Raw genomic sequence first — 23,301 nt, 5'->3', positions numbered from 1 at the left:
GTTAGTGTGAAGCCGCGCCGACCCGCATGTCCGATCTCGGTAGTTAGTGGTATCCCCACCCTCGTAGAGAGTAGAAAAACGCGATTGATCGCGTTTTCGGCCGCCCCCTTCACACGGCAGGACCGGATGAAGTCCGACCGCCCTCGCAAGCGGGGTCCATTTGGTCCAAAACTACGCCTTTTGCGGTTCTTGCGACGCGAAAAAGGCATTGTAACAATCTGACATACAGGATTGATCGAACCCGCCCAAAATCATGAGACGGAACGTGTCGAATACAACAGACTATGCCAGGAATCCGGAATGGGCGCGATCTGCCGGAATTGACAACAGACCGGTGGTCCTGCCGACCAAGTTGGCGGACTTTCACCTGGGCAAAAAGGGCCAGCGCGAAATTACGAGCTATCAGGACGGGGCCGAATATGCCGAATTGTCACCGATACCGTCGAAACCGCTAGGGGGCATCCCGAAACGCGTGCTTGACCTCGCCGTATCCATCACCGCGCTCATCCTGGCCTCGCCTTTGATGTTGATAGTCGCAGCGATCCTTTGGATGTCCGGGGGACCCGTGTTTTTTGCTCACGAAAGGATCGGCTACCGCGGCAAGAAGTTCGGGTGCCTTAAATTCCGCTCGATGGTCGTCAATCCCGAGCAGGCCTTGCAGGCGTTCCTCGCCGCCAATCCCGATGCACGCTCCGAATGGCAACAATCGCAAAAGTTGAGGAACGATCCCCGGGTCACTCTGTTCGGCCATGCGCTGCGCCGGTCGAGCATCGACGAACTACCGCAACTGTTCAATATCCTCAGGGGAGACATGAGTTGCGTCGGGCCTCGGCCGGTCACCGCAGACGAACTAGACCGATATGGCCCCCAATCCGCCCTCTACCTCCAGACGCGCCCGGGACTAACCGGGCTGTGGCAAACAAGCGGCCGTAGCCGCCTCAGCTATGAGGATCGGGTAGCTTTGGACAGTGCCTACATTACGCAGTGGTCGCTGGGACGCGACATTCTCATCCTCTTCAAAACGATCTTCGCAGTAATACGGATGGACGAGACGTCATAGGTGCCGCGCTAGCGATGTCCGGCGCGCGTCCAGGAGGACACGGCCAGAACAGTCGTCAGATATGCGACCTGAAGTACACCGACATGCAGCACGACGGAAATAAGTATCTCAGTGAGCGACGCATGACCGGAAATCGATACGGCGACAATGATCGCGATGACGATCGCGGTCGCGAAAATCACTCCCGGAACGCGCAGAAAGAATCCACCAACGACACCTGCCGCACCAACGATCAACAGGCTTGATAGCAATATTGCCTCCGGCAATTCCCGCATGATTCGGAACTCCATCCTAAATGCAGGGAGAATTCTATCCAACGCCCGGTATCCAACTGGTTACTATCCGGATAATGTCTTAAATATCTGAAATCCGGCAAAACGGTGTCTCGCATGCCTGTCTTGGACAGCGGCGGATCGCGTTTCAGCATGGGGCGCATCGCGTTATCCATTTGGGGCAATTGACGTTTAGTGCGGGCGTGGCAGATGTTGCGCGGAAGATTTAACTTGGCGGCTCTGCGAAACTGCCGGCCCGTCGACGTGTGAACCGCGTAAATTTCGCACGAGACCGCGTGTTTGCGAACCGGTCCGGGAGATCGACCGAAGAAGATGCAGATTTCCGTCATAGGAATAGCGGTCTCGATCGCGCTGGTATTTGTTGTCATTTACCTGCGGGCGGGACCTCTTGCCGCCCTGCTCGGTTCACTGGCCTTCGGATCCACGGCAATCGTCACAATCGGGTTCCTGGGTGGAGCGTCGCCGCTTATCTACGTCGTTTTCGAGGCTGGTGTGTTTGCCGCCGCCTTCCTGAACCGCGACGTCTTCAAAGCGCTGGGCCACATATTCAAGAGCATCACGACGGCGTGGATCGTTCTCGCCTTCATGATTTATGCCACGTTCAGCGCGCTTGTTTTCCCCCGCCTCTTTGTCGGGGCCACGAATGTATTCGTTGCCTCACGCGAGCAAGGAGGCGTGTTCGAAGTACCGCTGGCACCCGTATCCGGAAACATATCCCAGGCGGGATATCTCGTTTTAAACTGCCTGACCTTCTTTGCCGTCAGCCTCTTGCTCACACGCCGGTTCAGGTTGGATGACATCACGCGCGGCTTTTTTCTTTGGGGCTGGCTCAATGCCGGCATGGGAATGATCGACTTCATCGCAAAATACGGCCATCTGGGCGACGTGCTGGCTCCGATCCGGTCAGGGAACTTTGCGATGCTTACCAACGTGGAGACGTCAGGCTTCCCGCGCATCGCCGGAGCGTTTTCCGAAGCATCGGCATTTGGCGGAGTGTCGCTTACATGCCTGGCATTCTCCTACACTTACTGGCGCAGACGACGGACACGGCAGTCGTTCTGGCTGACCGTCATCACCTTTTTCCTTTTGCTGGCGTCGACATCCACGACCGCCTACGCGGGATTGGCCCTGTTGTGCATCCCGGTCGCTTTTTCCATCATCCGGCAATTTGCGTTCCAGTCCACGAGACGGGCGGACCTGTTTATCATTTTCGTCTTCCTCTTCGCGGTGACCGCAATATTGGCGACCAGTGTCATCAGGCCGCAGATACTTACACCCGCGGCCAATCTCATCGACACCGTCATCCTGGAAAAGAGCAAATCCCAATCCGGTCAGGAAAGGGCCTACTGGAACGAAAAAAGCCTTCAGTCAGTTGTCGATACAAACGGAATCGGTGTGGGATTGGGGAGCTCGCGCGCATCGAGTTGGCCGATCGCGGTCGTATCGCAGCTGGGAATAATTGGCCTTGTACTTGTCGGCTTGCAGACGGGCATGCTCATACGCGGAATGCGTGGCCTTCGCGGACGGCTGGAGCCCAAGGCCGACGCGGCGGTGGCGAGCGCACGGGCAAGCACCCTGGCCGGATTGGTGTCCGCAGCGCTGGCGGGTGGAGCCGCTGATCCCGGAATAGTGTTCTTCATTACTCTTGCGATAATCGCGGTAAGCCGCGTCTACATCACGGAAAACATAAACAGGGCGGCCGCAAGCCCGCAACAAATGCCCCGATGGCCCTGGCCCTCGGCGCAGCCGAAAAGCGTCTGAATATCGCGAAAATATGGTGTTTAGAGATAGTCGCCGTCGAAATGCGCGAAGGAAGCGACCGCCTCCGGGTTCGGAAAAACGACCTTTCCGTTTCGAAAACTGAGCAAGTCAGACTGGCGTAGTTCGCGCAACATGCGATTGACATGGATCGCCGTCAGCCCTAGCGCATCGGCCAAGTCGTGCTGGGTCAACGGACAATCGTAACCCTCGGGACCTGCCAGGCCGACAGCCTCAAGCCTTGCGCCCAGTTCCAGAAGAAGATGGGAGAGCCGGACCGAAGCGCTCCTGCGCCCGATGTTCACAAGATGCTCGCCCCGGATAGCCGACTTGCGGGCGAGTGCGAAGAGGAAACGGATAGCAAGTTTCGGGGCTGCGCCCAGCGCCGCGTTTATATCTTTGGTCGAAAGCTCGAGGACAATCATTTCGGAAATCGCATGAAACGATTCCTCCCACGTCGCGCCATCCGCACGCAGCCCGATTATATCGCCCCTCAACTGAAAGTCCGCGATCTGCCGACTTCCGTCGGGTAGATCCACATAGGTGCACCCCCATCCGGAATACACAAAATAGGTCGTGTCGTTCTGGTCGCCTTGGCTGTTGATCACTGTGCGCGGCGCATATTGGGCAACCCTGGGGTCGAGATCGATAATGGCCTTCGTCTCGCCTTTGCTCAATGTTTGCTGCGGCGCCAAAGCCGTCAGCAACTGGCCCAGACCGCGTTCGGTCAGGACTATTGAGGAACCATGTGTCTTGTGATCTTGGCTCATCGTGAGTGAGGCGCCCGGAAAGAATATTTCTGATAATTTTTTGTTAACAAAATTGCTTTCGCTTAGTCAAACGCATTAAAGCCCCTTGGTAAACGGGCTATATCACAAAACCAATGTTTCATTTTGGGACAGATATCGAATAGATATACTGTATCAGTTTGATACAGGTAGAAATCAGACCTGTATTGTCTAATATAATACTAAATATCCTCGCGTAGGGAGTGAGCTGAATCGGGTCAGATATCTCTGTTGGCGTCACGCTTCTACGATTGGAAGGGACCGTTTTCGTAAAAAGATAGCGTTCGCTTTATCGTTTTTTTGCAATTCAATACCCACACCCGGTTGCATTCATCGGCACTGCAGGCAAGGCACGGGCACAGCGATCCGATAGATACTCCCGACCCGATACGCCAGTCCTTGTCCACCGGCAAGCGGCTATCCGCTCCGGCGCCGGGCGCCTAGGAATTCCGCTTTGGATCCGGTGGGACTATGCATATGCGTCGCGTTGTATGAAGCCCTGCCGGGCTCCGCCGCCATCACCTCGCATTCTTTCATGCCCCCAAACGCTTCTACCTCTTTAGAGGGGCCGTAACCGACAATCGTGGAGGATGACGGCGGAGGGAATTTCCGGAACAACTTGGAAAGGGAGGTTAGGCACAGTCGTCGAAAAAACGTCGACATTACGGGTATTTGGAGTGGTCATGGCCATCGTGAAGCGCGCGCTGATATTGAGCACCGGTGACCGCTATCTGACCATAGTCTTCAATTTTGTAACGCTTGCAATCGTCTCCAGAATTCTCACGCCCGCCGAAATTGGCGTTTCCGTGATCGGACTGTCCGTCATTGGCATTGCAATGGCGTTAAGGGAATTCGCGAGCTCCTCCTTCGTGATCCAGCAGCACGAATTGGACCCTGAGGATATCCGGGCAGCATTCAGCGTCATTCAAGTCCTGACGCTGATCATCGTGCTTGTCCTCGCCGTTACCGCATCTCCACTCGCGAAATTGTTCGGGCAGCCCGGTCTCACCCACTATCTCCGGGTCATGTCCGTCTGCCTCCTGCTCGATACCGTCTCCACATTTGTCATCGCGCTATTGCGCCGGGAAATGGCTTTCGGAAGAGTCGCGGTCATCAACACGACACTTGCCGTCACCGCATCCGTGACGACCGTCACGCTGGCGTTGCACGGCTTCAGTTACATGAGTTTTGCATGGGGTTGGCTTGCGGCTTCCGTGGTTGCGGGCACGCTGGCGATCTGGTTCCGTCCTCACCTCTGGATGTTCAAGCCATCACTCAAACGCGCGGCGGCGATAATCCGCTTCGGCGGCTACAATGGCGTTTCCGTCGTACTCAATTTGCTGACTGAGCATCTTCCCTACGCCCTGCTCGGCAAGGTCGCGTCTCCCGCCGCCGCAGCGATGTACAACCGTGCCTTCATAATCGGCCAGTTTCCGGAAAAGGTTTTCATCGGCGGAGCCAAGCCTGTTGTTTTGCCTGTATTCGCGACGGAGTCACGGGAGGGCAGAAGCGTGAAAGAGGCCTATCTCACGACCCTCGAAATTGTCACGGCACTGCAGTGGCCGGCGTTGCTCGTTCTTGCGATCCTTGCCTATCCAGCTGTTGACATCATGCTGGGTTCCCAGTGGGTGGACGCTGTAGGTCCGGTTCGGATTTTTGCCGTTGCTTCGGTCCTGTCCTTTAATGCGGTTTTGGATGATCCCGCTCTCATGGCAGTCGGCGCGGTTCGAGACCTCTTCATCCGTGCGTTGATCGTGTTTCCGGTAACGGCAACGGTGATTACCGTCGCTGCACTGAGCGGAGGCCTGATGGCAACGGCTTTGAGCATGATATTTCTGCTCCCCTTCCGGGGAGTTGTTTCGATGCTGTTCTCCTGTCGCCGGCTATCGATCGGCCGGGAAGAAATCGCGGCGGCTATGTGGCGCAGCGGCTTCGTTACCATCGCAACGATTGCCGGACCGTTGCTATATTCGGCAACCATCGAGGCATCGTTCAAGCTTGGAATCGGCGAAATGATTGTCGCCACAGCTCTCGCTGGTATCGGCTGGCTTTGCGCATTGTGGCTTACGCGGCATCGGATAGCCCTGGAGTTGGATAACCTTCTCGCACATATCGGCACAATGCCAATCGCGCGACACCTTCCGCGGAGAGGCCCGATCGGAAGTCTTTTGCTCAGGCGGATTTCAGTTAGTCGCTCAGGGACCCGTTGATTGCCGGCTCGCGACGACAAGAGCCCGTTCAAGCAGTATCGCGCCTTCTTCCGCAACGGCGCCGCGCTGCCTGTGCTTCGCCCCCGACCGCAGGATTGGACCAGGCGACAATCCCGGTCAGTCGAAGCGCTTGTCATTCCTTTGACGTAGCGGGCCGCATTCCCAACCTCCCCCGACCGGCGAATGGGGGATGACAGGGAGTAGCTGTTTCAAAAGTCGTAGCGCTGTCGCTGTTGGTCGAACCTTTCTGCTTCACCGGCGCATGCTATAAAATCTTGCGGTGAATATACTGCGCGACGGCCATTTTGCCCGTCGGTTACTTCGATGGATTTCAATGGAACGATATTGGGCAATCAACGGGAGATTCCTGGGCCAACCGACGAGCGGCGTCCAGCGCTATGCCCGAGAAGTCATCCAGGCTCTGGACAGCCTGTTGAGCGAACAACCGAAGCATGGAGACGATCTCGTGGTCGAATTGCTGGCGCCACCGAACGCGCGGAGCCAGCTCCCCCTGAAAACCATTCATACCCGCACCGTCGGCACATCAAGCGGTCATGGATGGGAACAGTTCGCGCTTCCGTTCTATGCCCGCGGCGGCCTCATCAGCCTGTGCAACACGGGTCCGCTGGCCAAAAAGAAGCAGATCGTCTGCATCCATGACGTCAATACGCGGAACTATCCGCACAGCTATTCTTTCGCCTTCCGGAGCTTCTACCACCTGCTGCTGCCGGCCCTGGGCAGGTCGGCGCAAGCGATCGCCACCGTCTCGAACCATTCTGCCGGCGATCTGGACCGCTACGGGATCTGCAAACGCGGCAAGGTACTAGTCGCCCCGAACGGGCACGAACATGCCCTTAGCTGGCAGCCAACCCATTCCGATGCGACAAGGGCGGCGGCCGGACCGGATACGATCGTGCTGATGGGCAGCAACATACCGCACAAGAATGTCGGCCTGATCCTCGGCATGGCTCGGAAGCTGAGCGGCGCAGGTTTCCGGATCGCCGTCATCGGCAATATCGACATGCATGTTTACAACAACAGCGACCTGAACACCGGGGCACCCAATGTGAGTTGGCTTGGCAGGGTCACCGACGACGAGTTTGCCGCGCTGCTGCGCGATTCACTGTGTCTGGCATTTCCTTCCTTCGTCGAAGGCTTCGGGTTGCCGCCGCTGGAAGCGATGGCGATCGGATGTCCAGTGGTCGTCTCCGATACGGCGAGCATGCCCGAAGTCTGCGGCGACGCCGCCCTGTATGCCTCCCCTTACAATCCTGAGGAATGGCTTGAGCATTTCATGCGCCTGCGCCGGGAAACCGGCCTGCGCGAACAGATGATCATGCGGGGATGGGCGAGGACGCGCCGCTACAGATGGAGCGCGACGGCACGCCGGTATCTCGATCTGATGGCGCAGATGGACGGCGTCGAGATCCCGCCGCCCGAGAAGATCGCCGCGGCCGTTTCCGTCCAGCCTAGTAGTCGGCAAACGCCGCTTGAACAGATCCGGCGCTTCTCAGAATAGCCTGGTCGAAGCGCTCCTCGGAGAACCTGGCGGCGTTCGCGCTGCAGGCTTCCGGTCTGATCAGATCCCTGTCCCGCTCGAACAATCCGACGACGTCCCGGACCGCTTCGACCGATTGACGGTTGAACAGGATGCCCGTGGGATCGTCGGCCGCGCCAAGCGGGCGGACGATATCGCGGGCCCCGCCACGACCGAACGCTAGCAGCGGCGTTCCTCCGGCCTGCGCTTCGGCCATGGCAATTCCGAAATCCTCGCAACCGGCGAATACCATCGCCCGCGCATGCGAGAGCGTGCGGATATAGTCGCTGCGCGACAGATGGCCGGCGAACTCGATATTGGGGCCGGCGATGGAACGAAGCTCCTTCGCTTGCGGGCCACCGCCGATGACGATCAGCTTCTTGTCGGGCATTTCGTTGAATGCCCGGACTACGAGGTCGGTGCGCTTGTAGGGCGCCAGGAAACAGGCCGACACATAATAATCGTCCTTGTCCGTGACGCATTCGAATTCGCTGCAGGCAACCGGCGGATGAATGACCTCGGCGTTGCGGCCGTAGATGTTCCTGATGCGCGACCGGACGAAATTCGAGTTCGCGATCATCATGTCGGGGCCGTGGGCGGTTCGGGTGTCCCACATCCGCATGTTGTGCAGCATGTAGCGGAACAACATGCCCTTCGGACCGAAACCGAGCCGCGCCTGCTGCAGATAGGAAAACTGTTCGTCCCAGGCATAACGGACCGGGCTGTGCACGTAACACATATGCGGCTGGTCAGGGCGTGTCAGGACGCCCCGTGAGAAGGCAGCCGATGACGAAATCACGAAGTCGTAGTCGGTGACATCGAACTGCTCGATCAGGAAGGGACCGAGGAAAAACAGCGACCTGTAGTATTTTTGTACAAAGGGGAACTTGTTTGCGAACGAGGTGTGGAACGCGACATCCTTGAAGAACTCTTCCTTGATCTCCTTGGGCAGAAAATCGAAGATCGTGAAGATCTCGGCGTTCGGAAACAGCGCGCTGATCCGTGCCAACACCCGTTCCCCGCCCCTGAAGTCCGGGCACCAGTCGTGAACGATTGCCACCTTCGCCGAACGATCGGGAAGATGCAGCGCGCGGGGGTCCTCCGCCGGCGCGATATGAAGCTTGTTGGGAACGGTATTGAGCACAGTGCCTCCGCATTCCACCCCGGTGTCTGTCGAAGCAAAGTGCTTTTGAACGGGCTGCGGTCGCAAGAGCGCTTTCAGGGGTAGTCGCGGCGCGCCGCCGCGCGAGGCTACGCCTTACTGCGGAGATGATTACCCCCAACGATATCCGAACTACACCGTCAATCGTAGAAAGGCGTCCGGAGCCGCTCATATTGCTAGGCTGCCGGGACACGCGGAGATGATAGTCTTGATCAAGATCTCGGACATCCGGCGCCCGCCGCCTTGGCGCGGCGCCTAACTGCCTATGGACGTTACCATATGAAGCTTGTCGTTGTTATCGCAACATTGGGACGCAAGGAACAAATCCTTCCCCTCCTGTCGCATTTGGAGGGACAGAGCCGGCTGCCTGACGAAGTCGTGATATCCGCCCCGGATTCTTCTCACATCGGCGATCTCGGCGCGTTCAGCTTTCCGGTGACGACAGTACTCGGCAATGTTGGACTGACGATTCAACGCAATGCCGGCCTCGATTATGTCGATGGCCGCTTCGACATCATCACGTTTTTCGACGACGATTTCATTCCGGCGGACAATTATCTTCAGCGCATTGCGGAGGGGTTTGCGGCCAATCCGGACTGGGCGGTCATAACGGGACGCGTGGTCAAGGACGGCGCGACGACCGAGGGATTGACCTGGTGGCAAGGTCTTCAGGCGCTCAACGACGCGCGAGGCACGAAACCGCCCCGGCTCCTGGTTGAGGATCGCATCGGCGCTTACGGATGCAACATGTCGATGCGCTTGGGCATGGTGCAGTCGCTTCGGTTTGACGAACGTCTGGTGCTCTATGGCTGGCAGGAAGACACCGATTTCACCAGCCAGTTGCGCAGCCGCGGCCGCGTGGTTCGGGTCAACGACATCCTCGGCGTTCATCTCGGCGTGAAATCGGGCCGCGTCAGCGGCGAACGGTTCGGCTACTCGCAGGTGATCAATCCGATCTACCTGATCAGGAAGGGAACCGTGCCGGCGAACTACCTTTTACCGCAGATCGCGCGTAATCTGACCGCCAATCTGGTGCGCAGCCTCAAGCCGGAAAGCTATGTCGACCGGCGCGGACGTCTGCGTGGAAACCTGCTCGGTTTGCTGCACCTGGCCAGAGGCCGCGTGGCGCCCGAATATATTTCCGAGCTATGATGGGAAGAAGACATATGTCTCCGGCACTGAACAAGAACTCGAAGCCCGGCCGACCGATCGCCCGAACACTGAAGGACCGCTCGGGTGCGGTCGGTTTTCATGTCTTCTCGTTCCTTGTTCTCCTGGCTCTTGCAGCCATTTGCCTAACATCCGCGGCAAAAGCCGATGAGTACCTTCTCGGACCGCAGGACAAGGTCCGGCTGAAAATCTACGAATGGCGTGCAAGCCGCGACGAAATCTTCGAGTGGAAGGCCCTCAACGATGACTTTACCGTCGGGGCCGACGGCACGCTGTCCCTGCCGTTTGCCGGCAAGGTTGTCGCTGCCGGTCTGTCGCCGACCAAACTGGCCGAAAATGTAAGCATTCAACTGATGCAGCGCATGGGATTGGGGCGGAGCCCGGACGTATCCGCCGAAATCGTTCAGTTCAGGCCGTTTTACATCGTCGGAGACGTCGAAAAGCCGGGCGAATATCCGTATCGGCCCGGATTGAACGTGCTTCAGGCGGTCAGTATTGGCGGCGGATTGAGAAAGGGAGACCAGGCTTCCAGAATGGAGCGCGAAGTTATATCCGGCCGCGGCGAACTGGCGCTTCAGCACGTGACTCGCGCAGGTCTGCTGGCCAGGAAGGCGCGGTTGGAGACCGAATTGAAGGGAGCGGACACCATCACCTTCCCGCCTGAACTCGCCGAAAGGTCCGACGATCACGACATCGCGGTCCTGATGGATCAGGAGCGGTCCATTTTCGACGCCCGCCGGCAAGGACTGGAAACGCAGGTCAGGGCCTTGGAAGAACTGAGAGACTTCCTCGGCAAATCCTCAGCATCGCTTGAGGCGCATCTGGAATTCCAGGATCGCCAGGTCGCCTTGTCACAGAAGGAAATGGAAAACGTTTCAGCCTTGGTCAAGAAAGGGTTCGCCGCCGAAACGCGCAAGATGGAAGTCGAACGTTCGCTGGTGAACGCCCAAAGCGACCGGTTGTCCGCGGAAACCAGCCTGATGCGGGCGCGGCAAGAAAAAAGCCGTACCGAGATATCCATTCTCGAGCTGCAGATAGACCGTAAAAACGAGGTCAGGGCCCAGCTTCGCGATACGCAGTCGCAGCTTGAGGAACTCGCCCAGAAATCTTCGACGACCGTCCAGCTCCTTCGCGAATCCGAAAGCCTGGCGCCCCAGGCGGCGGCTCGGCTCGGCTCAGGAGACAGTATCGCTCCGGTCTACACAATTGTACGCGCCGGCGACGGCGGTGTGTCGAAGAAATTCGTGGCCGGAGAAGCCGAACCGGTACATCCCGGCGACGTGCTCGAGATCAAGATCCCGCTCGAAACCGACAATCCGGGCCTTCAGGGGACCGGACGCACCACCGGCAGCGACCTGACCTACGACATGGAAACGCGAGTTCCGCAATCGAACCTTCGCTAAACCGCCGCTACCGCCACCGACGAAACCGGCTCTCGCCTTGTAGGGAACGGCACCGTGGACGGCTGCGCAGAAGCTCCCCCTCTTCTGGCACAACACTCCCCTCCCCGTTGCCTGAACGGATTGGAGCCGATCGCCCGAATGTGCGAGTGCCATCCTCAAGCCTGACCGCGCATCCGGATTTGTCAGGGTGCCGGCGACTTCCAGCGGCCACCGAGTCCGGCAATATCCTGGATGTGGATCAGCAAGCGCGATATCCAGTTCCGATATAGGTTTTTTCGCCGCTCTCCAAGTTCCGCGAGAACCAGGCATAGGCAGAAGATCGCAATCATACCGGCCAAACCGGTGGCCGGAGATGGAGGGACGCCGTTTGACAACGCTCTGAACGCGATAAGGAGCGGTTCATGCGTCAGGTAGATCGTGAACGTTGCTCCGGCCAACCAGCGTATCGGGCTTTCGATGCTTTTCATCGAAAGATCGATTGCCCTTACGATCCGGCTGAATGCAAGGATGTTGATCGCCACCGCGATCCCGACGCAGAAAAAATAAATCGCAGATAGCAGCGTCCTTTCCACACCGGTCCAAGCGTACATTCCCTGCTTGAGATCGTTCAAGCCGAACCTGATGAGCACATAGAGAAGAATGGAAAACAAAAAGAGCAATATTCCCGCCGGCCAGGACAAGGAAAACCTCGGCGACGAAACCATCCTGTAAGTGGCCGCCCCGAGGAACCAGATCGCGGAATAGAGCATGATCTTTGGTCCGAGGATCAGCGCAAAAACGCATGCCGCCGGCAGGGCACGGCGACGTGGAAGGAAGGTCAACAGTCCGGCGAGGACATAATACGGAACTTCAAATCCCAGGGACCAATACGCTTCGTTCGAGCCGAACACGCCGTGCGCGAACCACAATTCGTTTACGAAAGCCAACGCTCCCGACAGAGAGAGGAAACTGGCTTCCGAATAAAACGGGACGGTTTCGTAATAGCCCGGATTTACGTGACTTCCGATCTTGTCCACCACGAATGTCGCCAACAGCGCGACGGGAACAACGGAATATATGCGCGATAACCTCGCGACAACATAGGATTTCCAGGTTTTATCCTTCTCCAGAAGAACATACTGGATGACAAAACCGGACAACACGAAGAAGATCGCAACGGCCTCCAGCGCATGCGACGCGGCGAAACCGGGTATCGATGGCAGAATGAATCCCCGCGAATGGCCGATAAAGACGGCAAGGGCCGCGCCGAACCTTAAGATATCCAGATAGATCGAAAGGCTCTTGTTCATAAGAACGCCTCTGTTGCGCATGTTTCCCGAAGCCGCGCCGCTCAAAACCGCGCTGGAAGTGGTCGACGACCTCGATCCGCGCCCGAAATTCTCCGAATCGACCTCTCGAAAGGCCGGCCGCTCCGGCTCGACGCCTTCCCTGGCGCCTCCATCAGCATAAAGCCTTGATGGACAGACAGACGGAATTTCACGGCTTCAAGTCTACGGTCATCCGGAAGTGCGCGAAAGACGACACTTTGGTGGACCGGGCGGTTGAATTTCGAACCGCATATCCTCCCGTTCGTCGGAAATCTGGATGCGGATGCAAAAGGGCGGGGCCGGGATATGGAAGCCGGTGCCTCGAATGATCGCTGGATCGATGCCGGCGGAAGGAACAGCCGACGGCGTAGAAACCGCCCTGGATTAGCCGGCGCTCTTTTTACTCACCGGCGCCATCCGCCCCGCTGATAACCTCTATTTTCCAGTCGGTCGGACGCCATCCGCGAACCGTCACCGACATGCGAGCACGGCTCAACTCGCATAGCGCACGGCTTCCGTCTCTTTCCTGCGTGACCAGTTCATCACCGGTTTCTCGAACCACGTAAATGAGCAGTACGCGATTGCAACAGTCGCCAGCCAGGTGACGAAAAACCACGTTACCCGATCAACGAGCGGCAGGTTCCTCACCACGTCGCCGGCGACAGCAAAACCGATAAACCAGATTATGAACGCATGAAAAAGGTAGCCGCCGTAGGAAATCCGTCCCACAAGAGCAATCGGCCCCCAGGCAAGCGGACGCGTGAACGGCTTCTTGAGGATCGCGAAGATAAGCACTGCGACCGACAGAAGGTTGACGACCGAATAAATGAAGACTTCCCGAAACTGCCCGTAGATCCCCGTGCCGATGATCGCGGCGAGATGAACCCGGCCGCCCGTTTCGCCGACTTGCCCCCTGTCGATCATCCAATAGACGAAGACATAGGCGGCGGCGGCGGCCACGGCAAAGGCCAGAAGGGCATATGCGAACCACGTCCGCTGCAGGATGTCGTCTTCGAAATTGGCCACGAGGCACCCGGTCAGGAACGCGTCAAACTGCGCGAAGGACGCAGCGTAAACGGCGAAATACGCGTTCCAGCCGGATATGTCGGTAAAATTCGAAAGCCAAAGCGAATAGACGAGCCTGACAAGCGGCCCGGCGATCACAAGCGCAATGATGAGATTGGTGTATGTCTTTCGCGGCAGAAACAGAAACAGCAATGGATAAAACAGATAGAACTGCTCTTCGACACTCAGGGTCCAGAGATGACCAAAGGAGTCCCATACATCGATCCCGCGAGCGAATTCCGATATCAGCCCCCAATTATATGTAAATGTCAGAAGATACGGTAATCCGCTCAAAAGATCGGGCCTGTCTAACAATCGCAGGGAAAAAATCCCCACAACCAGATAGGCGAAATAGACCGGAACGATCCGAAAAAACCTCCGCCGCATAAAGTTTCCGTACTGAAGCGCGGGCGTATGATTGACATATTCGCGTTGAAGAAAGTTTCGGGAGATCACATAGCCCGAAATCACGAAGAACAGCCAGACTCCCGTCCAGCCGACCGGAAGCAAATTGCAGTGAAAGGCGACGACCATGGTCATCGCAATCGCACGCAGGCCGTCGATAGAATCTACCCGGGCATGCTTCATGAGCGTTTTCCACCGCGGGGCGGACAGGGTTGATGCATCAAAGAATGCTACTGCCTAAGTAGTCGAAATGTCTGTGAAGAAGAACCTGACTAAAAGACTAGGGTGCGGTCACCAAATCGGTTCCGGCCCGCTCGGGAAGCGATGCGCCCGGCGGCCGGTTGCCGAGCGCGGTAGTTGTTTGAGGCGGATAATTGTCAGCGCCCTCACCACGTAGCGACGGGACCAGCCGTCTAGTCCGTCAGGTCTTTCAGCACCGAGGAAAGTCCCGACTCGTCCCCGGAGGTGCTCACGGCCACGTCCGAATCCGCGGTTGAGGTCTGATCGCCCGTCGAATCCTGCAGAGCGTCGATCATCGCGGTGGAGTTGTTGACGATGATGCAGGTGTAGTTGCCTGTCGCGGTGGACGTTCCGCCGCCGCCGCAGGCGTTGGCCGAGCCGGTTCCGGCCGCGGATGATCCATCCATCTGCCCATTGTCGACCTGGTAGATCAGGGACGCGATGGCGGCGCGGTTCGTCTGGTTCTTGAAGTCCCAGGCCTTTTCGCTCATTTGCGCGCTGGCCGGTGCGGCAATGCCGAAGACACCCAGGCAGACCAGCGTCGTTTTCAAAATTCTCGTCATGTCACTCGTCTCCGGTTTCGGTATGGGGAGGCGGGATGGGGCCGCCTCCCCAATGAGGGCTTGCAACTCAAGCATTTGACTTGCCTAAGCCGTCGTCAGACGACAGCGATTAGGTATCAGGTGCATTGACCTTGATGCTCAGGTTGTTGCCCACTGCTGTTGCAGTGTTGCTGACGATCGGACCGTCAATCTTGCGAAGATTGGCATAGTTGTCGATCGTGACCGCCGGATTGTCGCACCCGCCATGACACGAATCCAGCAACGCTGTCGCCGTTACATTCGCGTAACCCCACTGCGTGATGTCGGCGATCATCGTGGCATCAGCCGCATTCGCCGCGTTGATCTCGACCGCCATGTTGTTGGTGACGGCCGTCGCCGAATTGTCGACGGTTGCATTCAGGATGTCGTAGACGGTTGCATTCGCCTTGACTTCCGCCGGCGTGAGGAAGCCGGTTGCCGCCCCAAGCGTGGCGAGAGCCGCCAGCGTGGTGTGGACATTCGTGCCGTCGAGTTCGCCGTCGACACCGGCGATCAGCTCGGCACCACCGAGGAACGCATCGGCGCAACCCGCACTAGCCCCTCCATCAGTACTGTTTGGATCCCCGCAATCGAGCGCATTGAAGTCACCGGCAGCGAACTGCCCATCATGCAGATAAACGCCCGAAGCGCTCGTTATGCTCTGGTTGTTGGCGACCGCCGTGGCGGCGTTTTCAACCGAGGGCAGATCACGCGCGTCCTGAATGCCCGGCAGGTTTTCCGGCGTGACTGTTACAGCGACGTGGAATCCGAAGTCGGCCTCATCGTTTGCCTCATCAGCATTTCCGCCGTCGAGGGGAGTGACCACAACATCCGAATTGTCCGGGCTATAGCTGCCACCTGTCACGGGATTCAATTCAGGAGGGCCTCCGTCTTCCCATTGGATATTGCCTCCGACATCAGCTTCGATGGTGTATGGCTCGCCGTCACTCGTCACACCGGGCGGATTATTGGTCACGCCGTCAATCGTCGACGTGGCCTTGATGTCGCCGAAATGCGCCTGGAGTTTCTCGATTTCGACAATGCCGGTTGGAACGAGTTGATTGGCGATGTCGATGTTGATATTGACCTTTTCTTTGACATCCTTGTCCCAGTTCCAGTCGACTTCGTCGAACGCGAAGGCCGCGGTCGGCGGCATCGCCATCAGAGCGGCCGCGGCTGTAGCCGCCCAAAGCCCTGTTTTCCTGATACTCATGATTGCTCTCCTTTAGGTTTTTCGAGCTTGCTCAGTTGTGACGCCTGGTGGTCGGTCTCCACGAGTTTGCAGTGATCTGTTTTGGGGAGACCGAGGAAGTCCGTCATGATCTGGTAAACGGCCATCTCAGCGACGGAACGCACGCCAAGCTGGAGCGGTTCATTGCGAATCGCGCCGGCGTCGAGCTCGACGAGCGTATTCCCGAAGAATTTGAAGACATTGGCTTCGACCTCGTAACCGAGGATCTGCTTTTGCAGGCTGGTTACGTAGCGGATCGCGAAGTTGCGCGCGTCGATTACGCGCAGATCCATCGCGACATTGATGATCACCGAGCGCGCGCCGCCGCCGATGCCCTGCACGAAGACGCGGGCGCCGCCCGAGACGATATTGTAGTTGAGCTCGGTCAGGGCGCCGACGACGATGAAATCGCTGGCGGGAAGCTTTCCGTATTGCTGCGAGCTGCGCGACAGGCGCTTCTGCTCCGCCAGCTTGACCTCCGCGAGCGGGATGCGCAGGTCGAGGCGCTCGACGAGATGCGCCTTGCCCGTCTTGTAGAACGCGCTCATGACCATTTCGGACGCGCCCTGGCTGAGCGCATGCCCGTTATTGTCCGGATCCCACTGGCCGGTCTTGTCGGCGATTTCACCGACCGAAAACACCGGCTTCTTTTCGACCTGGAAGCGGTTCAGCTCCTCCAGGCACTGGCTGTAGGGGGTCTCGTTGTTGGTAACGGCGTAACTGGTCAGAGCCTTGACGCCGGCCGAACTGTAGTCCGGCGGTATGGACGCGCATCCGCCGATCATCATGGCGGCAAGCGCGGTGCCTGCTAGAGATACGTAGCGCATGATCCCATCCTTCGCTACTCGCTTCATTTGTCCGTCAAACCTTTCGGCTCACGGCATTGAATACTTTTTCTTTTCTTTTGCAGGCAAATCATACCGTCCGCTTTTCGCGGATGTGTCACTATTCTGTATATGGATTGGATATTAAGTATAGTAACAACCAATAGGAGTTATTGTTTTGGAGGTATTTTTGACTTATTGGCTATAAAGAGAAAATCAGGGGTACTCCGTAATAACTATGATTTTAGATGCCTTGGTTATCTGCATCCGGCGTCGGAACGCCTATCATCGGGTTCGTTCAACCACGGACGTGATTGGCGGGTTTCGGATGACCGGAACGAGAAGGTGCAGGGCATGGCGACGAACGATGCATTAGCCGATTCAGCCGATCGAAAACTGATCGGAATGGCCGTTGAGGATGACGGCCTGACCGACGAGATTCGCCGAACCCTGAGTTCGAGTTCCTACGCCCTGATCAGATTCACGAAGATGCAAAATGAAACCGGCCACTGGCCAGGCGGCGATTATTATTGCGTCCTGGCGGACACGGAGCGGTTCCATAACTACCGCTGCCAGCTGCGGCCCGACATGTCGCGGCGCATTCCGGTCGTCCTCATCCTCGATTATGACGAGCTGCCTTTGCAGCGCCAGAGCCTTATGGCCGCTGACACTTTTGCCGTTGCCGACAGGAATCTCCACCGGCTGCCCAGCATTATCAGACTCAGCAGATACCGGCTCGGACTGATCGTCAGTCCCGCCGATCTGGGCCATGTCTGCGTCAACGAGAAGCTGTCGATCCTCAACGATCTGCAGGACCGGGAGCGCATGGTCCTGGTCGAATTGAGCCGCGGCAGCGCCAACAGCCAGATCGCCAGCCGGCTGAACCTCACGGTTTCAAACGTCAAGGAACGCGTCCGCCAGATCATCGATCATTTCGGATTCCGCAACCGGACCGACGCCGGATTGTTCGCGGCGGCCTTCCTGGCGGACGATCCGGCACTGGATACCCCTTTCGACGGGCCAACACGCAAGGAGAGTTAATCGGGCAGATTAGTCACACGAACCGGGTCATTTGTGGTACGGAAACGGTGCTACCCTTTGGTGGTAACACTATCGTTTTGTCTGCAAAAAGGCCCTTTCCATGACCGGTAAGACTTTTAAAGCCTGCCTGCTTCTGAGTGCCGTTTTCCTGCTGCCCACCGCCGCTTCGGCGCAAATGAGCAACAAGCCGTATTCATTCGGCTCGCCCGGCCAGGGTGCCGGTATGAGCGTCGCGGGCAAACAGGCTATCATGAATCAGAAGCTGTTCGGATCGACACCGGATGTACTCCTCAAGAGCCCGGACGGCCGCCTTCTGGGCGTTTCGAAAGCGCCCGGAGAACTCGCGATCGTGACGACGCCGGGCGGCGAAATTATCCCGAGCTATCGCGGCAGGAGCATCACCGCCGACACGGGGTGGCAAGCCGGAGCCTTCAATCCCTATTTCTTCGGTTCCCGTGACAACGACGTTTCGTTCGACGTGAGCGTCAGTTCGACCGATACCGTGAGCGCCTGGACCAACCAGGTCTTCGGCGGTTCCTCTGCTAGCTCCAGAAGCTCGGTCGATGTATGGACCGATATGGTTTATTGGTGAGCGACGGTCCGTCCGGGCTCACTGAAACCTGACGACCTGCGGTAGCGCGGTCACGCCCTTGTTGAGCGCCCAGATGGCGGCCTGGGTCCGATTGGTTACGCCCAGCTTCTTCAGGATGCTTTTCAGGTGAACTTTTACCGTCGCCTCTGAGATTTCCAACTCCCTGGCGATAAGCTTGTTCGACATGCCGCCTGCCAGTCGACGCACGACTTCCAGTTCGCGTCGCGACAGCAGGTCATTATCGATAAGCGGCATGGATTGAGCCTGGCTGGGCGATGCCGCGTGCGATGCGCCCGAGAGCATGGCGGCAAGGCGGCTTGGAAAGACTTTCTCGCCAAGCATCACGAGCGTCAGCGACTCCAGTAACGCTTCGCTGGAGATCTCCTCGAGCAGATATCCGTCGGCGCCGGCTGCGAAGCTGATCGCCATTTGCTCGGTGGCAAGGGTCCCGGCGAGTATAACCGTCCGGCAATCCGTCAGCTTCTGCTTCAACTGCACAATTTCGGGTTCGATGGTTCTGATGTCCGGCGGCTTGCGCACCAGCACAAGCGTTTCGCAGGATTCGGCGCCATTCCCACAAATCTCGTCGAAATCCAGTTCGCACAATGAGCCTGCTTCAAAGGCGACATCGAATTCGGATTCGGCCAGTATATGTTTGAGACCGGCTCGAAAGAGATTGCTCTCGCTTACAAGGCATGTCCTGGTCACGTCACTTCCCCACCCTTAGCTCTGTGCCCCAAGCCTGCGATCGGATATCTATTAAAGCCTCTGCGACTGATATTAATCTATATTAGTAAGATTCCAGCCTAGTATGGCGGGAATGGATTTCCTATCGACGAATGAAAAAGACATCATCTCGGGAAGCATTTGTTGCCAATTGGCAACAACTCTGTGGATAAGTATTTTGATAGAAATAGTATAATGGCAGACATCAGCACGCCGACGCGGACTCTACTTCAAGAGCGCGCATGAACAGCAGGAGATTGTTTTATTTGGATTGCGTGCAGCTTTGCAGCCCGATCCCGATTTTCCCCTCCTGAAAAAGCCAACCGCCCGAAGCAAGCCCCTGTGGGCATCCCGCGGCAAATATCCTGGTTTTTCCGGTTAGACTTCCTCTACGTCAAACTGCCAAAGTTTGCCGGCGCTCGCAATGATAAAATTTAAATCAAATCACCATGTTTACGGCGCTTTCCGTCTAAGTCTCGAACGCAAATGGTTTTTTCCGGAACCTACCGCTTTTGGTGGTGTTAGCGGATTCAGCGCTTCAGAAATTTGCCCGTGACGCGTGCGAACAAAGATCGCCGGAAAATGAAGTCAGCCTCCCACTGCCTTCAGGTGTCCGGCGAAATCCGGCGTCGCCATCAACGCTTTGCAGCGCGCGAAACGCCCGTCCGCATAGACGCGAAAATCGTCGGCCGGATTGTCGTTGGCAAGCTGGATCAGCCCCCACAGCGTCCATAGAAGGTCGCACATCGCCTTGTAGATCACCATCCGGCCACGATCATGCGGCGACGCTTCGCCGCCAAAATAGGCGGTCAGCATTTCTTCGTCCTGGGCGGCATCGAAACCGCCCTCGACAGAGAGGTCGCCAAGATCCCACATCGGATCGTTCATGCCGGAATATTCCCAGTCGACGATCCACATGCGTTCATCGGTATCGAGGAAATTCTCGCACAGCGGATCGCAGTGGCAGGCGGCGAGCGGGACGGGATTGGCAGCCAGCGCTTTGCGAACCGCTTCGGCTTCCTTGACCACATCGTGATAGCCATCCGGTAGCGCGACATTCTTGGTCGAAAGGATGCCGAGATAATCGTCGATCATCGAGAACAATTCGAAGCGAAACGGAAACTGCGCGCCGGACAGATGCAGCCGTCGGAACGCCTCGCCCGCGCGTGCAGGCGCGCCGTCGCGCGCCTTGAAGCCCTCCGCCGTCATAGTCGCGGCACCTTCTATGAAGCGCGTGACCATCACGCCGGTCTCCGGATCGAAATGCAGCATCTCCGGACTGACGCCGGCCCTGGCCGCTTCTTTGGCCGCGACCGCCTCATTGGCACGATCGATGTATTCCTCAGTGCCCTTGCCCGGAATGCGCAGGCAGTAGTCGCCGATCCGGAAAACGAGGTTGGTCAGTCCGCCGAGCCGTTGCGGCTCTCCCGCATTCGACAGGATCGGGATGCCCGCGATGACTTTCCTTGCCTCGTCAAGTCCGTCCGTCATGCCTTCAGCCTCTCCATTTTCGCGTCGTACAGGCAGCGCGGGCCGGGCGCCGCGTCATAGGCCTTGCCGAAAGCCTCGATCGTGAAACCGTCGGCGCCGGCGATCTCGACCGGCAGATAGCCGAAGCCGATCGTCTTGCCGAGGTGATGACCGTATCCGGCGCTCGACAGCGAGCCCACCGACTTGCCATCGAACAGCACAGTCTCACCGCCAAGGAACGGCGCGAAGCCGTCCACGGTAAAGGTGACGAGCCGGCGTTTCGCACCTTCCGCCTTGGCCGCACGCAATGCCTCGCGGCCGATGAAATCGCCCTTGTCGAGCGCCACGGCGAAACCGAGCCCGGCCTCGAACGGCGTGGTCTCCGGCGTCACGTCGGCGGACCAATAAAGGTAACCTTTCTCCAACCGGCAGCTCTCGATGGCGCGGTAGCCCGCGTCGGCGATGCCGTGCGGCTCGCCCGCCGCCTTCAGCGTCTCGTAGACATGGGCAGCATATTCCTGCGGCACGTAGAGTTCGAAACCCAGTTCGCCGACATAGCCGATGCGCACCGCCAGCGCCGTCGCAAGACCGATTTCGATCGTTCGGGCCGCCAGGAACGGAAACGCCGCGTTCGACACATCGTCAACCGTGACCGACTGCAGAACCTCGCGCGCCTTCGGCCCGCAGATGTTGATGACGGCATGGCTGTTCGTCAACTCGCGCATCGCGACGCCGTCGGGCAGATGCCTGCGCACCCAGGCCGAGTCACGCACGCCGAAGCCGGAGCCGGTCACCAGCATGAAACAGTCAGAATTAACATGGATTAGCGTCACATCGGCCTCGACACCGCCCTTCTCGTTGCAGAGCTGGGTGTAGACCGCCCTGCCCGGCGCGCCGGAGAGATCGCCGGCGGCAATCGCGTTCAGCGCATCCTGTGCGCCCGGACCAGAGATCTCGAATTTCGAAAACGAGGTCTGGTCGATCAGCGCCACCCGCTCGCGGATCGCTTTGGTTTCTTCGCCGACGGCATCAAACCAGCCGGGCTTGCCCTCAAAGCTCGGCGTCTCGATCGAGGTCGTTCCGGGCACCGCGAACCAGTTTGGCCGCTCCCAGCCGAATTTCGAGCCGAATTGCGCACCATTTGCCGCAAGTGCCACGTGCAGTGGCGAGCGCCTGAGCCCACGCCCGGCATCCGGCTCTTCGCCCGGCCAATGGATCTTGTAGTAAGCGCCATAGGCCTCGATCGCGCGTTCCTGCAGATAGTGCGCCTGGGAATGAGGCGCGCCGAAACGCCGAACATCGAACGGCCAGAGATCGAGCCCGGGATCGCCATGCATAATCCAGTTGGCCATCGCCTCGCCAGCCCCGCCGGATGCGGCAATACCGGCTGTGAAGCCGCAGGCGACGAAGAAATTGTCGAGCTCCGGGGCCAAGCCCATGATCGGTTCGCCGTCAGCGGAGACTGGAATCGGTCCGTTGATCACGGTGCGGATACCGATCTCGTTCAGCACCGGCAGACGCTCGGCGGCCGGCAGCGCGAACAGTTCCAGCCGATCCATATTGGCCGGGAAGAGCTGGCGGCCGAAGTCAAACGGCGCGCGCTGCTCCCAGCAGCCTTCGGTGCCGTCTTCCCAGCCGCCTATGGCGAACGCCCCGCCGACATCCGGCTTCAGGTAAAAATTCTTGTCCGGATCACGCAACGTCGGCAGGTCGTCGGGATATTCCAGCCCCTTCTCGGTGACGAAATACTGGTGCTCGACGACGCCGGCGGCGAGCGCCACACCGGCCATCTCCCCGATCCGTTTTGCCCAGAGCCCGGCGCAGTTGACGAGGATGTCGCAGCCGATCGTGCCATGGTCCGTCACCACACCGACGGCCCTCCGGTTCTCGACGACGATCTCCTCGACGCACACGCCCTCCTCGATCTTCGCGCCGTTCTGCCGCGCGGCATAGGCAAACGCCTGCGTCACCGCATAGGGATCGATATAGCCGTCCGACGGAATGAAGGCCGCGCCGACCACGCCGTCGGGATCGATGAAGGGAAACCTGTCGCGCGCTTCCGCCGCGCCCAGGCTGTGGCACTCGAAGCCGAAGCTCTTGGCAAGCTGCATGGAACGGCGGATTTCACTCCAGCGGTCCTCGCTCGAGGCCAGCCGCAGCGAACCGACCTTCTTCCAGTCGGTTGCCTGGCCGGTCTCACCCTCCAGCCGGTCGAACACGGCGACGGAATTCTGCATCAGCTGGGTCAGCGATTTCTTGCCGCGCAACTGGCCGACAAGCCCTGCCGCATGCCACGTGCAGCCATGCGTGATCTGTGCCTTTTCAAGCACGAGCACGTCTTTTTCGCCGGCGCGGGCAAGATGGTAGGCGAGCGAGCAGCCGATGGCGCCTGCCCCGATGATGACGATGCGCGCATGGCGGTCGGCAGCAAATGTCAT

The 23,301-nt window shown here is 58.4% G+C and carries 20 protein-coding genes; 9 read left to right on the top strand and 11 right to left on the bottom strand.

Translation table 11 applies throughout. The annotated features are described in order from the left end of the window. The first annotated feature begins 391 nt into the window (after positions 1-391). Positions 392-1,060 (top strand): sugar transferase, encoded by a 669-nt coding sequence (locus IG169_RS22955; RefSeq protein WP_428982283.1) that lies wholly within the window; start codon positions 392-394, stop codon positions 1,058-1,060. An 8-nt stretch (positions 1,061-1,068) separates the two neighbouring features. Here the strand turns inward: IG169_RS22955 and IG169_RS22950 are convergent, their stop codons facing one another. Further along, on the bottom strand, positions 1,069-1,335 hold the full coding sequence (locus tag IG169_RS22950) for a hypothetical protein (RefSeq protein WP_193178607.1): 267 nt from the start codon (positions 1,333-1,335) through the stop codon (positions 1,069-1,071). A 330-nt stretch (positions 1,336-1,665) separates the two neighbouring features. On the opposite strand from IG169_RS22950, the gene IG169_RS22945 reads away from it, so the two are divergent. Beyond that, a complete protein-coding gene (locus IG169_RS22945) occupies positions 1,666-3,114 on the top strand; it encodes an O-antigen ligase family protein (protein WP_193178606.1) in 1,449 nt (482 codons plus the stop codon). Between the two features lie 20 nt (positions 3,115-3,134). Here the strand turns inward: IG169_RS22945 and IG169_RS22940 are convergent, their stop codons facing one another. Next, positions 3,135-3,881: a Crp/Fnr family transcriptional regulator gene (locus IG169_RS22940; RefSeq protein ID WP_193178605.1), complete on the bottom strand. Its 747-nt coding sequence runs from the start codon at positions 3,879-3,881 to the stop codon at positions 3,135-3,137. A gap of 701 nt (positions 3,882-4,582) precedes the next feature. Between IG169_RS22940 and IG169_RS22935 the strand changes: the two genes are divergently transcribed. Together IG169_RS22935 and IG169_RS22930 are read left to right on the top strand one after the other, a co-directional pair. Further along, positions 4,583-6,109, top strand: a complete 1,527-nt coding sequence (locus IG169_RS22935) for an oligosaccharide flippase family protein (RefSeq protein ID WP_193178604.1) — start codon at positions 4,583-4,585, stop codon at positions 6,107-6,109. 334 nt (positions 6,110-6,443) lie between these two features. Then, positions 6,444-7,628: a glycosyltransferase family 4 protein gene (locus IG169_RS22930; protein WP_193178603.1), complete on the top strand. Its 1,185-nt coding sequence runs from the start codon at positions 6,444-6,446 to the stop codon at positions 7,626-7,628. Here the strand turns inward: IG169_RS22930 and IG169_RS22925 are convergent. Beyond that, positions 7,579-8,760: a glycosyltransferase gene (locus tag IG169_RS22925; RefSeq protein WP_343225706.1), complete on the bottom strand. Its 1,182-nt coding sequence runs from the start codon at positions 8,758-8,760 to the stop codon at positions 7,579-7,581. The genes IG169_RS22930 and IG169_RS22925 overlap by 50 nt on opposite strands. Positions 8,761-9,087: 327 nt before the next feature. On the opposite strand from IG169_RS22925, the gene IG169_RS22920 reads away from it, so the two are divergent. Beyond that, the gene (locus IG169_RS22920) at positions 9,088-9,960 is read left to right on the top strand and encodes a glycosyltransferase family 2 protein (RefSeq protein WP_193178602.1); all 873 of its coding nucleotides are present in this window, start codon (positions 9,088-9,090) and stop codon (positions 9,958-9,960) included. A 14-nt stretch (positions 9,961-9,974) separates the two neighbouring features. Next, positions 9,975-11,381, top strand: coding sequence for a polysaccharide biosynthesis/export family protein (locus IG169_RS22915; RefSeq protein ID WP_193178601.1), 1,407 nt, complete (start codon positions 9,975-9,977; stop codon positions 11,379-11,381). A gap of 182 nt (positions 11,382-11,563) precedes the next feature. Here the strand turns inward: IG169_RS22915 and IG169_RS22910 are convergent, their stop codons facing one another. Beyond that, positions 11,564-12,670: an acyltransferase family protein gene (locus IG169_RS22910; RefSeq protein WP_193178600.1), complete on the bottom strand. Its 1,107-nt coding sequence runs from the start codon at positions 12,668-12,670 to the stop codon at positions 11,564-11,566. 19 nt (positions 12,671-12,689) lie between these two features. Here IG169_RS22910 and IG169_RS22905 point away from each other — a divergent pair, with 19 nt between their 5' ends. Continuing rightward, positions 12,690-12,830 (top strand): hypothetical protein, encoded by a 141-nt coding sequence (locus IG169_RS22905; protein ID WP_193178599.1) that lies wholly within the window; start codon positions 12,690-12,692, stop codon positions 12,828-12,830. Between the two features lie 350 nt (positions 12,831-13,180). Here IG169_RS22905 and IG169_RS22900 read toward each other — a convergent pair whose 3' ends face one another. The 4 genes from IG169_RS22900 to IG169_RS22885 form a co-directional block, all read right to left on the bottom strand. Beyond that, entirely contained in the window at positions 13,181-14,341 is a 1,161-nt protein-coding gene (locus IG169_RS22900) for an acyltransferase family protein (protein ID WP_193178598.1), read from the bottom strand. A gap of 230 nt (positions 14,342-14,571) precedes the next feature. After that, positions 14,572-14,961, bottom strand: a complete 390-nt coding sequence (locus IG169_RS22895; RefSeq protein ID WP_193178597.1) for a hypothetical protein — start codon at positions 14,959-14,961, stop codon at positions 14,572-14,574. Between the two features lie 109 nt (positions 14,962-15,070). Then, positions 15,071-16,192 (bottom strand): hypothetical protein, encoded by a 1,122-nt coding sequence (locus IG169_RS22890; protein ID WP_193178596.1) that lies wholly within the window; start codon positions 16,190-16,192, stop codon positions 15,071-15,073. Further along, positions 16,189-17,037, bottom strand: coding sequence for a CsgG/HfaB family protein (locus IG169_RS22885; RefSeq protein ID WP_193178595.1), 849 nt, complete (start codon positions 17,035-17,037; stop codon positions 16,189-16,191). Before IG169_RS22885 ends, IG169_RS22890 begins: the two co-directional genes overlap by 4 nt. A gap of 351 nt (positions 17,038-17,388) precedes the next feature. On the opposite strand from IG169_RS22885, the gene IG169_RS22880 reads away from it, so the two are divergent. Continuing rightward, positions 17,389-18,075: a helix-turn-helix transcriptional regulator gene (locus IG169_RS22880; RefSeq protein WP_246717540.1), complete on the top strand. Its 687-nt coding sequence runs from the start codon at positions 17,389-17,391 to the stop codon at positions 18,073-18,075. Between the two features lie 100 nt (positions 18,076-18,175). Beyond that, complete coding sequence (locus tag IG169_RS22875; RefSeq protein WP_193178593.1) at positions 18,176-18,667, top strand: hypothetical protein; 492 nt, start codon at positions 18,176-18,178, stop codon at positions 18,665-18,667. Positions 18,668-18,685: 18 nt separating this feature from the next. Here IG169_RS22875 and IG169_RS24395 read toward each other — a convergent pair whose 3' ends face one another. The 3 genes from IG169_RS24395 to IG169_RS22860 all read right to left on the bottom strand — a co-directional run bounded on the left by IG169_RS24395 (position 18,686) and on the right by IG169_RS22860 (position 23,301). Then, entirely contained in the window at positions 18,686-19,375 is a 690-nt protein-coding gene (locus IG169_RS24395; RefSeq protein ID WP_193178592.1) for a LuxR C-terminal-related transcriptional regulator, read from the bottom strand. A 606-nt stretch (positions 19,376-19,981) separates the two neighbouring features. Next, complete coding sequence (locus tag IG169_RS22865) at positions 19,982-20,884, bottom strand: phosphotransferase family protein (protein ID WP_193178591.1); 903 nt, start codon at positions 20,882-20,884, stop codon at positions 19,982-19,984. Further along, positions 20,881-23,301, bottom strand: coding sequence for a GcvT family protein (locus IG169_RS22860; protein WP_193178590.1), 2,421 nt, complete (start codon positions 23,299-23,301; stop codon positions 20,881-20,883). Before IG169_RS22860 ends, IG169_RS22865 begins: the two co-directional genes overlap by 4 nt.

The sequence above is a fragment of the Oricola nitratireducens genome (assembly GCF_014904745.1).
GTDB classification, from domain to species: domain Bacteria; phylum Pseudomonadota; class Alphaproteobacteria; order Rhizobiales; family Rhizobiaceae; genus Oricola; species Oricola nitratireducens.
The sequence above is the reverse complement of the archived record's forward strand: the minus strand, read 5'-3'. Positions and strand labels throughout refer to the sequence as shown.

Bases quoted from the DNA above. Each gene is read 5' to 3' on its own strand.
- IG169_RS22950 (WP_193178607.1), bottom strand. From the start codon at position 1,335: ATGCGGGAATTGCCGGAGGCAATATTGCTATCAAGCCTGTTGATCGTT.
- IG169_RS22945 (WP_193178606.1), top strand. From the start codon at position 1,666: ATGCAGATTTCCGTCATAGGAATAGCGGTCTCGATCGCGCTGGTATTT.
- IG169_RS22940 (WP_193178605.1), bottom strand. From the start codon at position 3,881: ATGAGCCAAGATCACAAGACACATGGTTCCTCAATAGTCCTGACCGAA.
- IG169_RS22935 (WP_193178604.1), top strand. From the start codon at position 4,583: ATGGCCATCGTGAAGCGCGCGCTGATATTGAGCACCGGTGACCGCTAT.
- IG169_RS22930 (WP_193178603.1), top strand. From the start codon at position 6,444: ATGGAACGATATTGGGCAATCAACGGGAGATTCCTGGGCCAACCGACG.
- IG169_RS22920 (WP_193178602.1), top strand. From the start codon at position 9,088: ATGAAGCTTGTCGTTGTTATCGCAACATTGGGACGCAAGGAACAAATC.
- IG169_RS22915 (WP_193178601.1), top strand. From the start codon at position 9,975: ATGTCTCCGGCACTGAACAAGAACTCGAAGCCCGGCCGACCGATCGCC.
- IG169_RS22910 (WP_193178600.1), bottom strand. From the start codon at position 12,670: ATGAACAAGAGCCTTTCGATCTATCTGGATATCTTAAGGTTCGGCGCG.
- IG169_RS22905 (WP_193178599.1), top strand. From the start codon at position 12,690: ATGTTTCCCGAAGCCGCGCCGCTCAAAACCGCGCTGGAAGTGGTCGAC.
- IG169_RS22900 (WP_193178598.1), bottom strand. From the start codon at position 14,341: ATGAAGCATGCCCGGGTAGATTCTATCGACGGCCTGCGTGCGATTGCG.
- IG169_RS22895 (WP_193178597.1), bottom strand. From the start codon at position 14,961: ATGACGAGAATTTTGAAAACGACGCTGGTCTGCCTGGGTGTCTTCGGC.
- IG169_RS22890 (WP_193178596.1), bottom strand. From the start codon at position 16,192: ATGAGTATCAGGAAAACAGGGCTTTGGGCGGCTACAGCCGCGGCCGCT.
- IG169_RS22885 (WP_193178595.1), bottom strand. From the start codon at position 17,037: ATGCGCTACGTATCTCTAGCAGGCACCGCGCTTGCCGCCATGATGATC.
- IG169_RS22880 (WP_246717540.1), top strand. From the start codon at position 17,389: ATGGCGACGAACGATGCATTAGCCGATTCAGCCGATCGAAAACTGATC.
- IG169_RS22875 (WP_193178593.1), top strand. From the start codon at position 18,176: ATGACCGGTAAGACTTTTAAAGCCTGCCTGCTTCTGAGTGCCGTTTTC.
- IG169_RS22865 (WP_193178591.1), bottom strand. From the start codon at position 20,884: ATGACGGACGGACTTGACGAGGCAAGGAAAGTCATCGCGGGCATCCCG.
- IG169_RS22860 (WP_193178590.1), bottom strand. From the start codon at position 23,301: ATGACATTTGCTGCCGACCGCCATGCGCGCATCGTCATCATCGGGGCA.